Here is a 14,916-nt window from a genome sequence, read left to right on the forward strand (position 1 = left end):
CTGTGCCGACCTGGGGCACATCGCCCCGGGTCGGCCTTTTGCCGCAAACGGCGTCTCACGCAAAGGACATCATGAACCCATCTACTTCCGTCGCGAACCCCTGCATCAACATCTGCCGTATGGACCAGGCGGGCAAGTATTGCCAGGGTTGCGGCAGGACCCTGGTCGAAATCGGCCGCTGGGAGCAGATGACCGAACCCGAGCGTGCCGAGGTGATGGCCGCGGTGTCGGCGCGTCGCCCACGGCGCAGCGCCCCGGTGTCCTGCGCCTGAGCGCCGCGCGCACATTTCCCTGCGCCATCCCGCAGTAGCCATGACCCATTCCAATATTCTCTCGGTCGAAGCGTATTTCGACCTGATCTGTCCGTGGTGCCTGATCGGCAAGCGGCATCTTGAAACCGCCATCGACCTGCTCGCGCGCGAACGCCCCGACGTTACCGTGCAGCTGGAGTGGCGCTCTTACCCGTTGATTCCTGCCACACCGCCGGATGGCATTCCTTACCGCGATTTCTACGTAGCCCGACTCGGCAGTCCGCAAGCCGTGGCTGTGCGCCAGGCGCAGGTCATTGCCGCGGCACGCGAAGCCGGCCTCACGCTCGCACTGGACCGCATCGAGACCTTCCCCAACACCATGCTGGCCCATCGCCTGGTACGCTTCGTGCGCGAACAGGACGGCGCTGCCGCGGCTGCCACGCTGGTCGACAACCTGTTCATGCGCTACTTCATGCGCGGTGCGAACATCGGGGATGGACAGGTGCTCCGGGAAGCGCTGACCGAGTGTGGCATTCCGTCCCCGCTGGAACAAGGTACGCCCGTGCAGCACGACATGGACTGGCTGCCGCCGCTGAACGGCCCTGATGATCCGCCACCGCGCGCCGGTCTCGGCGTACCGCATTTCATCTTCAACGGCACGCATAGCGTGTCGGGTTCGCGGCCGCCTGCGGCGCTGCTTGAAGCCATGCTGCGTGCGCTCGCACGGGCCAAGCAAATCGCCACGCGGGCGGTTGCCTGAGTCGCTTCCACGGGGACAGGACCACGTCCGCCCTGCTTCCTGCATCGATCGATTCCGGAGTACCCTGCGCTCGCCTGTCATAACGGCGGGGACATTGAAATCGCCCTCCAATGTGGAGGGCGATTTCGTTGGGGCTTCTGGGTGCGGGTGTCTATCGCGCGTATCTATCGCTCGTAGCAAGCGCCGATGTTTTCGCCGGTGTAGCCCGCGCGGGTTTTGTGGTCGGGATTAAGGCGTCGCTCTTGGCATGCGCCGCTGTTTCGCCGGCGTAGCCGGCGACCTACTTTTGTCCGAGCGACAAGAAGTAGGCAAGAAGCGCGTCGCCTGGCGGCTGGCCATCAACGATGCGCTTCTTGTGTTCAAGCGGCCTTGGTCTCGCGAGACGTGATCGACGTTCGACCCGGCTCACGCTATGTGAGTCAGAACCTGTGCCTGGCGCGGCACGGCTTTTGAACGATCCCCAAGTTGGACTCGGGTACAGCGTTTCAACAACGTCAGTGGTGGGACGCCTTCGGCTGCGCTGGGCGCGTCCTAGTCTGGGTGCAAGCTCATCAACGTCGCTCGCGCCCGTGGTTCGTTCCGAAGCCCCTTTCCTCGACTTCGCGCATGCAATGCGCGGGCCTCGTCACTGAGGCGGACGAACTCTGAAGCCCATACCCGTACAACACCCTCAGCCCACTACGATCAATATTCGCCCGTTAGGGCAAGCCTGACGCGCTTTTGCCTACTTTTGCCGCTCGGGCAAAAGTAGGTCGCCGGCTACGCCGGCGAAACAGCGGCGCTCGCCAAGAGCGACATCCCCTCAAAAACCCCAGACCTCTAAATCCAAACCAAAAAAAAGCGCTGACTCCCCCTTCAAAGAGCCAGCGCACAATCCCTTCCTACCTTTGCCTTCAGGCTGCCTTTTCCCGCAGCTGCTTCTTATTGATCTTCCCGACACTGGTCTTCGGTATCTCCGCCACGAAGGCGATACGTTCCGCTTCGGGCACCGCGTATTTGCTGATGCGACGCGAATCGACATGTCCCAGCAGCTTTTCGCGGATGCTGTCCGCACCGACTTCCGCGCCGGCCTTGCGGACGACGAAGGCCATCGGCCGCTCGCCCCACTTGTCATCCGGTACGCCGATCACCGCGCATTCCTGAACGCCCGGCACTTCGGAAATGAGATTCTCGACTTCGATCGACGACACCCATTCGCCACCGGTCTTGATGACGTCCTTGATGCGATCGACGATCTGCACGAAGCCGTCTTCGCCCATGACCGCGACGTCCTGCGTATGCAGATAGCCGCCCGCCCACAACTCTTCCGAAGCGCCAGGCTTCTTGAAGTACGACTGGGTCAGGTAAGGCGCACGCAGCACGATCTCGCCACGGTTCTTGCCGTCGCGCGGCAGGTCCTGCATGTCTTCGCTGACGATGCGGAAGTCCGCCATCACCACCGGTCGGCCCGTGGAGCAGCGCATGCGAACTTCGTCGGCGCGATTTGCCGGCTTCACATTGGGCGGCAGCTGTGCCAGCGAGACGATGGGGCCGGTCTCGGACATGCCATATCCGGCGAAGATGTCGATGCCGCGATCAAGCGCTGCTTCGCACAGTGACGGCGGCAGTGCGGAGCCACCGATGATGATCTTCCAGCCGGAGAGATCTTGCCCACTGTCCTGCGAGGACTGCAGCAGCATCTGCAGGATAGTCGGCACGCAGTGCGAGAACGTGACCTTTTCCGCTTCACGCAGCTTCAGCAGCACGTCCGGCGCGTAGCGGCCAGGCAGCACGGTGCGCAAACCCAGCGTGACGGCCAGGTACGGTATGCCCCAGGCCAGCACGTGGAACATCGGCGTGATCGGCATGTACACGTCTTCGCGATGCATGCGCTGCCCGTCGCGCGGCGAGCAGAGGCTGGCCGACGTGGACAACGTGTGCAGCACGATGTCGCGATGACTGTAGCAAACGCCCTTCGGGTCGCCGGTGGTACCGGTGGTGTAGAACGTTGCCGCCTTGGTGTTCTCGTCGAACTCGGGAAAGTCGAAATCCGGCGAGGCATCTGCCAGCAGCGCTTCATACTCGCCCGCGAACTGCAGTTCCGTCTGCGGCGCAGCGTGGCCGTCGGCCAGCAGCACGAAGCGCGGATTGCAGGTGAGCTCGTTGCGGATCTGGTCGAGCACCGGAACGAAATCCGGATGGACCAGCACGATGTCCGCGTCAGCATCGTTGAGCGTGTACAGGATCTGCTGCGGCGACAGGCGCACGTTCACGGTGAACAGCGTCGCGCCCATCATCGGCACGCCGAAGTAGCACTCGAGATAGCGATGGCTGTCCCAGTCCATCACGGCCACCGTGGAACCATGCTTGGCGCCGAGCGATGCGAGCGTCGAGGCAAGCTGGCCGACGCGACGACGGAAATCGCGGTACGTGTAGCGCATTTCGCCGCGGTAGCTGATTTCCTGGTCGCCATAGAGGCTCATCGAGTGAATCAGCAGCTGCTTGACCAGCAGCGGATACGAGTACGCCGAGGGCGTCGATACGATCAGGTTTTGCTGCATATTGTTTTCCTCTGGCGTTCGGTCAGTACGGCTTGCTGCCGATGATGCCGGCACGCTCCATCTTGCGGTGGCAAGGCGGGTAATCCATCACGGCGTAGTGCTGCGTGGCGGTGTTGTCCCAAATTGCCATGCTGTTGGGTTCCCAGCGCCAGCGCACCTGGTACTCGGGGATATACGCCTGGCTGATCAGGTAGCGCAGCAGGTCGGGCGCGCCCGGGTTCGCGTCCTGGCCGAAACGCACGCGATTGGCCGTATGGAAATTGGTGAAATGCGTCGTGAACGCGTTCACGTAAAGGATCTTCTCGCCGGTCTCCGGATGCGTGCGCACCACCGGGTGCTCGGCATCGGGATACTGTGCCTTCAGGGCCAGGCGCTTTTCGATCGGCATGGCTGCGCCAAAGCTTGCCTCGATGCTGTGGCGGGCGCGCAAGTCGGCAATCTGTGCCTTGATGTGTTCGGGCAGGCGCTCATAGGCCAGCGCCATGTTCGCCCACATGGTGTCGCCGCCTACCGGCGGACATTCCACGCAGCGCAGCACGGCACCGAACTGCGGCGCCTCGCGCCACGTGGTGTCAGAGTGCCACGCGTTCTCGTAGCGGTCGTTGGGCTGGTCGGGCGTCTTGTAGATGCGAACCAGACCCGGGTGCTCCGGATCGCTGCCGGCAACGGGGTGGTCTTCGAGTTCACCGAAACGGCGCGCGAACGCGACGTGATCGGCACGGCTGATGCTCTGGTCGCGCAGGAACAGCACGCGGTGCTGCAGCAGCAATGCGCGGATTTCCGCGAACAGGCCATCGTCCCTGACGGCGTCAGCGAGGTTCACGCCGACCAGTTCCGCACCCAGCGAGCAGGTGATTTGCTTGACTTGCATGACGCGCTCCCTCAGATGACAAAGATCGACGAACCGGTGGTCTTGCGCGACTCCAGGTCCCGATGGGCTTGCACCGCGTCCTCCAGGGCATAGCGCTGGTTAATCTCGATCTTGATCCGGCCTGCGCCGACATGGCCGAAGATCTCGCCGGCCAGCTCGGCCTTCTCGGCGGGATCCGCGATGTAGTCGGCCAGGGCCGGGCGCGTCAGGAACAGGGAGCCCTTCATTGCCAGCAAAACGGGATCGAACGGCGGGATCGGGCCCGAGGCCGTGCCCACGCAAACCAGGGTGCCGCGGCGCTTGAGCGAATCCAGCGACGCCATGAAGGTGTTCTTGCCCACGCTGTCAAAGACGACCGACACGCCGACGCCGTCGGTCAGTTCACGCACGCGCTTGGCCACGTCTTCGTGGCTGTAGTTGATGATGTAGTCGCAGCCATGGGCACGCGCCACTTCAGCCTTGGCTTCGCTCGATACCGTGCCGATCACCGTCAGGCCGAGCAGCTTCGCCCATTGCGACACGATCAGGCCGACGCCGCCGGCGGCAGCATGCAGCAGGATGGTATCGCCCGCCTTGAAGTTGTAGATGCGGCGCATCAGGTACGCCGAGGTCAGTCCGCGCATGGTCATGGCGGCAGCAGTCTCGAAGCCGATGGTCTCCGGCAGCCGGATCAGTGGCGCGGCCGGCACCAGGCGTTCGGTGCTGTATGCCCCCAGCGTGTTGATGAAGCCGGTATAGGTCACGCGGTCGCCCACGGCAACATTGGTGACGCCCGGACCGATGGCCTGTACCACGCCGGCCGCTTCCACGCCCATGCCGGCAGGCAGCGGCACCGGATACGTGCCATTGCGGAAGTAAGTGTCGGCGTAGTTCAGGCCGACCGCCACATGGCGGATCCGTACCTGTCCCGGCCCCGGCTCGCCAACGTCCATGTCCTCATAGCGAAGGACTTCCGGGCCACCGGTTTCATACATGCGCACGACTTTTGCCATCTTACTTGTCTCCGAAATCTGTGTCGGCGCGAAGGGGCGCCGCTCATGCAGTGAAATGTAGGTGGTGCCGGAACGCACCGCTTTGCATTGGCTTCCGCCAACTTTGCATTTCATGCCACGGCCGCCTATCATGCGGCTGCATGGGACAAAGCAGGCGCAACGCAACGGCGCGCGCTGCACAAAGAACGAGATGGAGACATGCCTTGGACACACTGGTGCGCGCGGGCGCGCTGACCAATTTCTTTGAAGTCGCCCGGGACCTGGGTCTCAACCCACAGCCATTGCTGAGCGAGGTCCGTCTGAGCCGCGCACTGCTCGGCGATCCGGACCAACGCGTGTCGGTCAATGCCTGCGCCAGGCTGCTCGAACGTGCGGCGCAAGCGGCGAACTGCGAGACCTTCGGCCTGCGCATGGCCGAATCGCGCCAGCTGTCCGACTTCGGCGTGATGAGCCTGCTGATCAGCCAGCAGCCGACGCTGCGCGCGGCGCTGGCCACGATCATCCGCTACCGGCACCTGGTCAACGAGTCTCTTGCGATCCTTCTCGAAGAGACGGGCAAGATCGTCACCATCCGCCAGGAAGTGGTGCTCGATACGCCTTCGCGCCAGGCCAGCGAGCTGGCGGTCGGCGTGGCGTTCCGCCTGTGCCGCGCGCTGCTTGGGCCGCACTGGCACCCCCTCAATGTCAATTTCACGCACGCGCCGCCGGCAGACCTTCAGGTCCACCGGCGCCTGTTCGGCTGTCCGATTGAGTTCGAAAGCGAGTTCAACGGGATTTCCTGTCTCGCGGCGGACCTTGATGCCGCCATCCCGACTGCAGACCCTGGCATGGCTCGCTATGCGCAGCGCTTCGTCGACACGCTACCGCGCGTCAATGCGCCGTCGATCGGACGCGACGTGCGCAGTGCCGTCTACCTGATGCTGCCCATGGGGCGCGCCACTTGCGAAGGCGTGGCTCAAGGCCTCGGCCTGAGCCTGCGCACCATGCAGCGACAGCTTGACGATGCCGGCGAAACCTTTACCGACATCCTTAACGAAGTCCGACGCGAGCTGGCGCAGCGCTATGTGGAGAACCCGCAGTATTCCTTGCTGCGCGTGGCCGAATTACTGGGCTACGGCTCGGCAAGTTCGTTCACGCGGTGGTTCTCCGCCCAGTTCGGCGAAGCGCCGCTGGTCTGGCGGCGCCGGCATGACAGCCGCGCTCCGCAGGGAGCGCAGCCGGCGCACGGCACGCTGTAACGCCGGCAGGCGCCGAGCGTCAGCGGCTGGCCTTGGGTGTCACGGAGACAGCCAGCGCTTCGGTGTAGACGGCCTGCACCTGGTCACCCTTGCGGATGCCCTTCAGTTGGGCGGGATCGTCGACATGCAGGTCCACCGTCTTGCCCTTAGGGCCCTTCAGGGTGACCTTGCCGGTCTTCTGGTTCACGGCGACGACATCGGCCGTGACGGTCACTTCGCGCCCGACCATGCCGCCGGGCTTGGCGCCCGGCGCGGCCCGGTCCTCAATCTGCCGCTCGGTGCTGGACCGCACGCCGGTCTGCTTGCTCAGGTTGACCGACAGGGCCTCCTTGTATTCGGCCGTGACCACGTCGCCAACCCGCAGCTGGTCGAAGTTGCGCACCTCGTCGCCGACCTGCAGGTCCGTCACCTTGCCCTGCTTGTTCTTGAGCGACACCGTGCGCGTGGCGGCATCGATCGCGGTAATGGTCGCCGTGGATTTGACGGTGCCGGTCACCATCGCGGCCCCGACGCCCGATGCCATTTCCACGCGGGCTTCCGGCTGGGCCATGGCCAGGTGGGATGCCGCGGCCAGGGCGGCTGCTACCAGTAGCTTGCTGGAATTCATGCTTTTGCTCCTTGCGGGAGTTCAGGAAAACCGCGGCGGCAGGTGCCCGCGGGGCTACAACATGCGTGCTGCCTCGTCCAGCAGCGTAGCCTGCGACAACATGTCGGCCCGCGCGTACCGCACAAGGGAAAACCAGCGCACGAGCGGCGGATCGCCAGGCACGTGCGCGCACAGCAGTTCGAGGTCTTCGCCCGGCACGGTACTGTCCGCGGACAACAGCACGTTTACCTGGCTGAGCCGCACCGTGCGGCTGTCGACGTGCATGCGGTTGGCCGCGTCCGCCAACACCTCGCCCAGGCATTCGAGCTGCCGCTCGAGCGTATCGCCACCGTGGCCCAGCGCCGCGAGTTCTCTGTCGTTGCTGGCGATCTCGTCCTTGACGGCCTGGATTGCCGACGCGTCGGCGACCTCCCCGCCCACCATCGAGCGCAGGCCCGTGCCCTGGCGCTCGTAGAGCTTGAGCTGCGCTTTGAGCAGGATGAGTTCGCGCTCCAGTGTGTCGCGCCGCCCCTTGCCCGCTGCAAACTGCGCAATGGCCTCGATGGCAAGCTGATCCAGCATGCGCAGCAGGATCTCGGCACGGAGTGCCGTATCCGAGGCGGCGCAGATCCTTACCTGGTGGTCGGTGAACGACACGAGGGTCTGGGGAACGTCGGCGCGCATGACATCGCCCTCCAGCGCCACACCGAGCGTGCGCCGCTCGTTCATGGCCATGCCAAGCACTGCATAGGCGTGGTCCGCTTCCGGCGTACGCTCGAAGAATTCACGCAAATCGGGGCAGCGGCTGAAGGCGCGAGGGACATCTGCAGGCGTGCCGAAGTACGCATGGATATGCGGATCGGTCGCCCACGCGGCTTCGCTCGCCTCGCGCGGCGCGGGCAGGCTCGTCACGGTCGGACGAATGGTTTCGAGCGCGGTGGAGAGCCGGGACGCCAGCCGCTTCTCATAGTGCGGGACGAGGCGCAAGCGCGGGCTGAGCGCTGTCAGGCGCTCGGTGAGTGCGGCCAGTTCCTTGTCGTCGCGGCGCCGGGGGGGATCGCCTCGTCGCTGGATCCACTGCAGAAAGCCCATGGCGCGCGTAACGTGAGAACTCGCGATCAGCGGAAACGCTCGGCCATCACCATGGCGTTGATCTTGTGTCCCTTCCAGAACATACCGTGGATACGGGGCTGGAGCTTGCGCAGCGCATCGGGGTCGAGATCGTTGAAGACCACCGTCACGCCAGGATGCGTGCCGTCGCCCGCGACATGCTCGATTTCGTCATAGGCGGGCAAACCGTACTTGACCAGGAAATCCCGGACCTCCTCGTCGGTGGCGGCAGCGTCAACATTCCCGAGAAACAAGACAGCCATGATGAGCTCCCATTCGCAGCGGCGCACGCGGCCGCGTCCTCGTATGTTCTAGATCATCCTTGGTGAAGTACAAGGCTGTTTTGGTGGGGTGGCCGCATTCCGCGGCAACGCACGCCGCTTTGACAGACCGAGCCCGGCATCGCTACCCTTCGTCTTGTCCGACGGTTTTACCGCCGGCGCTGTCACATTTCGGAGAGCCTATGCGCAAGCACTTGCCGCTGTTGCTGACCGCCCTGATGACATTGGGCGTGGCCACCACTTCCCTGGCGCAGTCGGCCCCGAGCGCGGGCGGAGGCGCGGCGAACGCCATATCGGAAGCCGTGCAGGGAGGATCCAATCCCTATCGCCCGCCGTCAGGCGGCAGCACCGATCCGGAGGAAGCCAGGCGCGCCAAGTGCGAGGCACTGAAGGAAGAGTTCAACGCGACGTCAAAGCAGCGTGCCTACGAGTCGTCGGGAACGTCAACGCATAACGCACAGGGGCGGCCCGTCCCGAAGATCGAGCGGGACACGACACGGAAGGATCTGCAGGAGACATACCGGGCCAATTGCACCTGATGGTACGGGCGCGTCGCGCTGGCCAGTCGCGGGCCGGCTTTATGGCCGCAGGGATTTGCGGTGCGGGAGATGGCGCGTCCTAGAGGACTCGAACCTCTGACCGCTCGCTTAGAAGGCGAGTGCTCTATCCAACTGAGCTAAGGACGCGAAGGGCAGCATTCTACCGCAGTGCGATGCCGCACGGCGGATCAGGATGCCGCCCGCCGTTGCCACTGCGCGGAGCCGCCAAGGGTTGCGCCATGCGACGGCTTGGTCGCGCGATGCAGCGAAACGCAGTTGCGACCCCGCTGCTTGGCATCGTAGAGCGCCTGGTCGGCGCGGCGCATCAGACTGTCCACACTCTCCCCTGGCTCTCGCTGTGCCATGCCGATGCTGGCGGTATAGGCAATGGCATCGGGCTCGGACGGGCACGGGGTGTTTCTCACGGTCGTGCTGAGATGCATGCTGACCGCGCGGCCGCGCTCGATTGTGGTGTCCGGCATGACCACGGCGAACTCCTCGCCGCCGAGCCGGCCGATGATGTCCTCTGGCCCCGCCGTCTTTCGTAGCAAGCCGGCGAAATGCCGCAGGACACTATCGCCCGCCAGATGTCCGTACACATCGTTGATGGCCTTGAAGTGGTCCAGGTCGATGAAGGCGACCGTCAACGGCTTGCCGTGCCGGTCCACATGCGTGCTGGCTGCCTCGAGCGCCTGCCAGAATGCGGTGCGTGCCAGCAGGCCGGTGAGATCATCGTGGCTGGCCTTGTGCTCCAGCATCCGGCGCAGACGGTCATGAGCCATCAATGCAAAGCTCACGGACAACCCCACCACGGCAAACACATTCAGTACGACGAGCGATCCGTCCCGCAGCAACGGGCCGGCAACGGCGGGCTGGCCGATCGAACCGGCGAGCTTCCAGGCGTTCAACCCGGCGCAAGCTGCGGCAATCACTACCAGCGACAGCGCAGCCAACCTGCCCGTTCCGCGCTTTTGGGCAAGCAACGGCGCAACGCTGCGCGCGAGATCGAGCAGCAGCAGGACATGCCCGAGCCTGAGCACTGCCGGCATCCATGGACGCAACGGCTCCAGCCAGTCCGCATGCGTCAACCATGTGCCGCCGGCGATGGCCGCAACCAGCAGCACGTTTGCGGCGATGAGCACGGAGGCGCGCCCCGGCTTTCCCGCGAAATGCCGCGTGCCCACCACCATGAGGGAAACAGCCGAGAACAGGCCCATATCGACGGCATCTGCCGCCAGCCAGTAGCCGGCGAACCCCGCCGCGACCGGCATCACTGCCGCCAAGGCGGCCATCAGATCGCCGAGCGCCCAGGAAGTCAGGCCGCTCATCGCCATTCCCGGCGTGCGGCGCAGCACGGCGCAAACCACCGCCATCTGCAGGGCAAACACGCCTGCAATGAGCACAATCATGTGCGACTGAAACATCTTCATTCCCGTCCAGCAACAGGCAGCGCCCCGCACAACGCCACCGTCCCTTTTTGTCGGTCCTGCTTTGGGACCGTTGTTTTCAATTTGCCGCCACACCGGGGTCCGGACGTTCCGCGCAAGGGCGGTCATGCGTCCGGATGCGCCCTTCTAAAAGGAGGCGCTTTCTTGATGATGGTCAGATCAGTCCGTCCGGAAATGGCCCGGCCCTCGAACACAGCGACGACGACGGATTCCGACGGTCTGGCGATTATCGCCGGGCGCGAAGGCAAGTCAAGCCGCAGTTGGCATGCCACAAGGCGGGCCGTCCTGCCAGCCGGCATCGGGGCGCCGCAGAAGGCACCTTTACGCATGGATTGACCGTTTGATGAGAACCCAGCTACAATCGCCGGCTTCGGAGCGTAGCGCAGCCTGGTAGCGCATCTGATTTGGGATCAGAGGGTCGTAGGTTCGAATCCTATCGCTCCGACCAGTATTTGCTTGATGGAACAACGGCCTGGACAGCAATGTCCAGGCCGTTTTTCTTTGCCTCCAAGGAATACGCCACCTTAGTATCGCGGCCCTCCTTGCCAATGGTCCCTGTCTCCGTAGTCGCGATGATCGCCCCGGTCATGGTCCCAATGACCGCGGTCGTGGTCCACCCGACCGTCTCCGTGGTAATACCCGTCCCGGTATCCGTCCTGATCAGGTGCCACAACGCAGCCGCTCAGCAATGCAACGGACGTGGCAAGCAAAACAAGAATGGTCTTCATAAGGCTCTCCTGTTCGTCCTTCGATCCCTATTTTCAGCTTAAGCTCCAGAGTCAGGCTCGAATGTAGGAAAGCAGGCTCCCGTTGCAGGCTCGATTCCTACAAACAAGGGGTGCACTCTGTTTTGTAATCAGCCCACCGTGAACGAACAAGAACGGCTTACGTCGCAAAGACATAAGCCGTACTTCTCTTGCCGCTTTCGGGTTTCTTTTGCTGATCGCCTCGCCTTTACGGCGGCGAACTGCTCTGTGGGGCTCCCGCCGCCGCGTTGCGCCGCTCGAAATGGCAATAGGCATCCGCAGCCACCAGCCCGAACAAGGCGTGGGCAAACAGGCTTTCCCAACCGCGTGCCTCATCGAACCAGTTGAAGTAGCGGCCCAACACGTAGAAGTTCAGCAAATAGGCCGCCACGCCGAACACGATGCCAACGACGGACGCCAGGCCCATGCTGGAATCCAGTCGGAAAGAGCCGAGGATCAGCGCCAGTGCAGCGGCCAGGATGATGGAAAGCGCGTAATGGACAGTCGCTGCCGCCAGCACAATGGTCCAGTTGAAGGCGTCTGGTGACGACAAGGCTTCCCGGCCAAGAATAATGGCCGCCACCATTTTCACGGTGTCCCAGGCACCCAGGTAGAACAGGAAGCGCGCTGTCAGCAGTTCCAGCACCATGTAAGCGGTGCCGGCGATCAGGCCCGCGACGACAGCGGCCCGCCAGTCAGGCCGGCAGCGCACATAATGGTGCGATTGCATGTGGAGTTCCATGGATGCCTCCGTTTGCAAAAGGGAGCCTTTACATGCAGGCCCGTGAGTTAGTTCTAGTTCATATGGCTCAAATGCCAAGGCTACCGCGCCACAATAAGCGATCTACAGATTGCATTCAGCGATTCCCAGCGCCCGCAGACGGCTGAATGCACACTGTTCGCTTTCACGCAACACCGCGCTCATTGAAAATTGCTGCACGTGCTACAATGTATCGTTAGCCCGGGATGTTCCGCGCATCCCTGTCACCGGGCGTTCTCTCCAGCGTGAAGGCCGGCCCTTCAGATCCTTCCGCAACGCTACACCTATGGCGAGCGACCGGTAACACGGTGCCCCCGCATCCGCGACTCGCACGGCCGAGGTTCTGCGGCCGCAATCGGCAAGACAGATCGGCCGGGCAGACTGCGCCCCCTGGACGATTCCCTAACCGGACCGGATGGCACGTGGCCTGTTGCGTCGCCTGGCCCTGTCAGCTTGCCGGGGACCATCCAAGGCGCGACCCGCCGCCGTGCGGCAAACCCGTGCACATGTGCTGGACCGGCATGCCCGCGCGTCGCGTCACATCGGATCGGTAAAACGTAACCATTGCAGCCCCCGGGCTGCCGAAAGAGGAAGATAGATTGGCTAAGGAAGAACTCATTGAATTTGGCGGTGTGGTGTCGGAAGCCCTGCCCGACAATCGTTACCGAGTCCTGCTGGAGAATGGCGTCGAGATCTGGGCCTATGCATCGGGCAAGATGCAGAAGCACCGAATCCGCATTCTGGCGGGCGACCGCGTCACCCTGGAAATGTCGCCGTACGACCTGACCAAGGGCCGCATCAACTTCCGCCACAAGTCCTGAGTCATTGCCAGCGCCGGCGGCAGCGGAACAGCGTCCGCGCCGGCGTCAGCACATTGAGTGCGCACCAGCGTGTGTCACGCGCCTGACACCACGCTCGGAGACACTTGCGGGCTGCCCGACCGGCAGCCCGTATTGTTTGGGCCACGCGCCACCGCGCCCCGCCCCGCTTGCGCCTGTCGGACGGCTTCACCATACTCGAAGCTCGAACTTTGCCTCGTTCCGACATGAACCTGATCCTGTGGCGTCACGCTGAAGCCGAAGAACTCCCCGATCCGCTCAGCCTCAGCCGGCATGCGGACCTGCAGCGTCCGCTTACGCGTCGCGGGCGCAAGCAAGCGGACGCCTCCGCCGCATGGCTGCGCGCCCAGTTGCCAAGCGGCACACGCGTGCTGTGCAGCCCGGCGCTGCGCACGCGCGAGACGGCAGCGGCATTCAGCAGCCACAGCGAGGTCTTGGATGACCTGGCTCCCGGCGCCGACGTCAGCGCCGTGCTTGGTGCAATTGGCTGGCCACAGGGCGACGAGAATGTCGTCGTCGTAGGCCATCAGCCATGGATCGGACGGCTCGCCAGCCTGCTGCTGGCCGGCACGGAAATGGACTGGAGCGTGCGCAAGAGCGGTATCTGGTGGCTGACCAGCCGCACCCGCGAAAGCGAAGCGCAGACCGTGTTGCGAGCGGTCATCAATCCCGAGTTCCTCTGACGCGTTCGATAAGCGAGTGATTCGATAAGCCAATTCCGAATTCCCGCCCACGGCGACGTGGGCGGCCCGGTGGCCACTGTACCGTCCAGGAATATCAAGAAAGTGCGATAGCCCCCTGTTTCTCCGCTCAATAGAGTCGCGTGGTTCGCCGGCCTGTCCGGCACTGGTGACCCGGAGAAGCAAGCATGCCCCACTCGTCCGTCCCGCCCGTTTGCCCTGCCGAGGCCGAGCCGTCGCCGGCGGCCGGGCCACGCGCCCACACCGGGGCGTGCGTCATGGAAGCGTCATCACCGGGTCACGGCACTGTCACCGCCACTGACTACATTGCTTCGCAGCAGTTTCGTCACCAAAAGGACACACTGATGCGAGACCTCCCGACGCCTACCCAGCCGCTTTTCGACTCCTTGCCCAATGGCCTCGGCGGCCAGTCGGCGCGGAGGCGTCTTCATCGCCCGTCGGATACAACGGCAAGTGAATCGCCTGTTCTCAGCGTGGCGTGGGCGCGCCACCAGGATGAAGTAGTCGAAGCGCAACGCCTGCGCTACAAGGTGTTTGCCGAAGAGATGGGCGCACGCCTGACGTCGAAGGTGCCTGAGCTGGACGTCGACATGTTCGACGCCTTCTGCGATCACCTGATCGTGCGCGACATGGCGACGCTCAAGGTGGTCGGCACCTACCGCGTACTCCCGCCGCACCAGGCTAAGCGCATCGGCTGCCTGTACGCCGAATCGGAGTTCGACCTGGTCCGCCTGTCACACCTGCGCCCGAAGATGCTCGAGCTTGGCCGTTCCTGCGTCCATCGCGACTACCGCTCGGGCAGTGTCATCATGGCGCTGTGGGGCGGCCTGGGCGAGTACCTGCAGCGCTGGGGCATTGAATCGATGCTCGGCTGCGCCAGCGTGCCGATGAGCGATGGCGGCCACTATGCCGCAAGCCTGCACCGCCTGTTCAGCGAGCGCTTCTTGGCGCCGATCGAATACCACGCGTTCCCGCGCCTTCCGCTGCCCGTAGAAGACCTCAACCAGCAACTCGATGTCGAGCCGCCCGCGCTGATCAAGGGCTACCTTCGCCTCGGCGCGCGCATCTGCGGCCTGCCGGCCTGGGATCCGGACTTCAACGTGGCCGACTTCCTGACGCTGCTGCGCGTGGGCGACATGAACCCGCGCTACGCCCGCCACTTCCTGGGACTGAACAACAAGACCGCCTGAAACAGGCATGCCTGAAGCACTCCGGCGAAATGAAAACGGCGGCCCTTGGCCGCCGTTTCTGTTG

The 14,916-nt window shown here is 64.0% G+C and carries 15 protein-coding genes and 2 tRNA genes; 8 read left to right on the top strand and 9 right to left on the bottom strand.

Annotation, left to right across the window (positions count from 1 at the left end):
• Positions 1–71: 71 nt before the first annotated feature.
• Together ACIGJG_RS11090 and ACIGJG_RS11095 are read left to right on the top strand one after the other, a co-directional pair.
• Positions 72–272, top strand: a complete 201-nt coding sequence (locus tag ACIGJG_RS11090; RefSeq protein WP_041679648.1) for a DUF1289 domain-containing protein — start codon at positions 72–74, stop codon at positions 270–272.
• A gap of 40 nt (positions 273–312) precedes the next feature.
• Positions 313–1,011 (top strand): DsbA family oxidoreductase, encoded by a 699-nt coding sequence (locus ACIGJG_RS11095; RefSeq protein ID WP_011298304.1) that lies wholly within the window; start codon positions 313–315, stop codon positions 1,009–1,011.
• An 893-nt stretch (positions 1,012–1,904) separates the two neighbouring features.
• Here ACIGJG_RS11095 and ACIGJG_RS11100 read toward each other — a convergent pair.
• Genes ACIGJG_RS11100 through ACIGJG_RS11110 form a run of 3 tightly spaced genes read right to left on the bottom strand, consistent with a single transcriptional unit; the run spans position 1,905 to position 5,414 of the window.
• A complete protein-coding gene (locus ACIGJG_RS11100) occupies positions 1,905–3,551 on the bottom strand; it encodes a fatty acid--CoA ligase (RefSeq protein WP_011298305.1) in 1,647 nt (548 codons plus the stop codon).
• Positions 3,552–3,573: 22 nt separating this feature from the next.
• Complete coding sequence (locus ACIGJG_RS11105) at positions 3,574–4,422, bottom strand: TauD/TfdA dioxygenase family protein (protein ID WP_483672315.1); 849 nt, start codon at positions 4,420–4,422, stop codon at positions 3,574–3,576.
• Positions 4,423–4,433: 11 nt separating this feature from the next.
• On the bottom strand, positions 4,434–5,414 hold the full coding sequence (locus ACIGJG_RS11110; RefSeq protein ID WP_140949092.1) for a quinone oxidoreductase family protein: 981 nt from the start codon (positions 5,412–5,414) through the stop codon (positions 4,434–4,436).
• Positions 5,415–5,617: 203 nt separating this feature from the next.
• Between ACIGJG_RS11110 and ACIGJG_RS11115 the strand changes: the two genes are divergently transcribed.
• On the top strand, positions 5,618–6,652 hold the full coding sequence (locus ACIGJG_RS11115; RefSeq protein WP_049796420.1) for an AraC family transcriptional regulator: 1,035 nt from the start codon (positions 5,618–5,620) through the stop codon (positions 6,650–6,652).
• Positions 6,653–6,671: 19 nt separating this feature from the next.
• Here the strand turns inward: ACIGJG_RS11115 and ACIGJG_RS11120 are convergent, their stop codons facing one another.
• Genes ACIGJG_RS11120 through ACIGJG_RS11130 form a run of 3 tightly spaced genes read right to left on the bottom strand, consistent with a single transcriptional unit; the run spans position 6,672 to position 8,611 of the window.
• Positions 6,672–7,259, bottom strand: a complete 588-nt coding sequence (locus tag ACIGJG_RS11120; RefSeq protein WP_011298309.1) for a hypothetical protein — start codon at positions 7,257–7,259, stop codon at positions 6,672–6,674.
• Positions 7,260–7,313: 54 nt separating this feature from the next.
• On the bottom strand, positions 7,314–8,330 hold the full coding sequence (locus tag ACIGJG_RS11125) for a hypothetical protein (RefSeq protein WP_011298310.1): 1,017 nt from the start codon (positions 8,328–8,330) through the stop codon (positions 7,314–7,316).
• A gap of 26 nt (positions 8,331–8,356) precedes the next feature.
• The gene (locus ACIGJG_RS11130; protein ID WP_011298311.1) at positions 8,357–8,611 is read right to left on the bottom strand and encodes an RNA-binding protein; all 255 of its coding nucleotides are present in this window, start codon (positions 8,609–8,611) and stop codon (positions 8,357–8,359) included.
• 200 nt (positions 8,612–8,811) lie between these two features.
• Between ACIGJG_RS11130 and ACIGJG_RS11135 the strand changes: the two genes are divergently transcribed.
• Complete coding sequence (locus tag ACIGJG_RS11135; protein ID WP_011298312.1) at positions 8,812–9,168, top strand: hypothetical protein; 357 nt, start codon at positions 8,812–8,814, stop codon at positions 9,166–9,168.
• 70 nt (positions 9,169–9,238) lie between these two features.
• On the opposite strand, the gene ACIGJG_RS11140 is transcribed toward ACIGJG_RS11135, so the two are convergent.
• A tRNA-Arg gene (locus ACIGJG_RS11140) sits at positions 9,239–9,315 on the bottom strand.
• Positions 9,316–9,356: 41 nt separating this feature from the next.
• Complete coding sequence (locus tag ACIGJG_RS11145; protein WP_483673073.1) at positions 9,357–10,592, bottom strand: GGDEF domain-containing protein; 1,236 nt, start codon at positions 10,590–10,592, stop codon at positions 9,357–9,359.
• 395 nt (positions 10,593–10,987) lie between these two features.
• Between ACIGJG_RS11145 and ACIGJG_RS11150 the strand changes: the two genes are divergently transcribed.
• A tRNA-Pro gene (locus ACIGJG_RS11150) sits at positions 10,988–11,064 on the top strand.
• A 506-nt stretch (positions 11,065–11,570) separates the two neighbouring features.
• Here ACIGJG_RS11150 and ACIGJG_RS11155 read toward each other — a convergent pair.
• Positions 11,571–12,104: a hypothetical protein gene (locus ACIGJG_RS11155; RefSeq protein WP_140949091.1), complete on the bottom strand. Its 534-nt coding sequence runs from the start codon at positions 12,102–12,104 to the stop codon at positions 11,571–11,573.
• A gap of 617 nt (positions 12,105–12,721) precedes the next feature.
• On the opposite strand from ACIGJG_RS11155, the gene infA reads away from it, so the two are divergent.
• The 3 genes from infA (at position 12,722) to ACIGJG_RS11170 (ending at position 14,852) form a co-directional block, all read left to right on the top strand.
• Positions 12,722–12,943, top strand: coding sequence for a translation initiation factor IF-1 (infA, locus tag ACIGJG_RS11160; RefSeq protein WP_006578938.1), 222 nt, complete (start codon positions 12,722–12,724; stop codon positions 12,941–12,943).
• A gap of 224 nt (positions 12,944–13,167) precedes the next feature.
• Positions 13,168–13,644 carry a SixA phosphatase family protein gene (locus tag ACIGJG_RS11165; RefSeq protein ID WP_011298315.1) on the top strand — a complete coding sequence of 159 codons (477 nt, stop codon included), beginning with the start codon at positions 13,168–13,170 and terminating at the stop codon, positions 13,642–13,644.
• 362 nt (positions 13,645–14,006) lie between these two features.
• Positions 14,007–14,852: a GNAT family N-acetyltransferase gene (locus ACIGJG_RS11170; protein ID WP_011298316.1), complete on the top strand. Its 846-nt coding sequence runs from the start codon at positions 14,007–14,009 to the stop codon at positions 14,850–14,852.
• The last annotated feature ends 64 nt before the right edge of the window (positions 14,853–14,916 follow it).

This window comes from Cupriavidus sp. C1SS-2L (assembly GCF_057073735.1).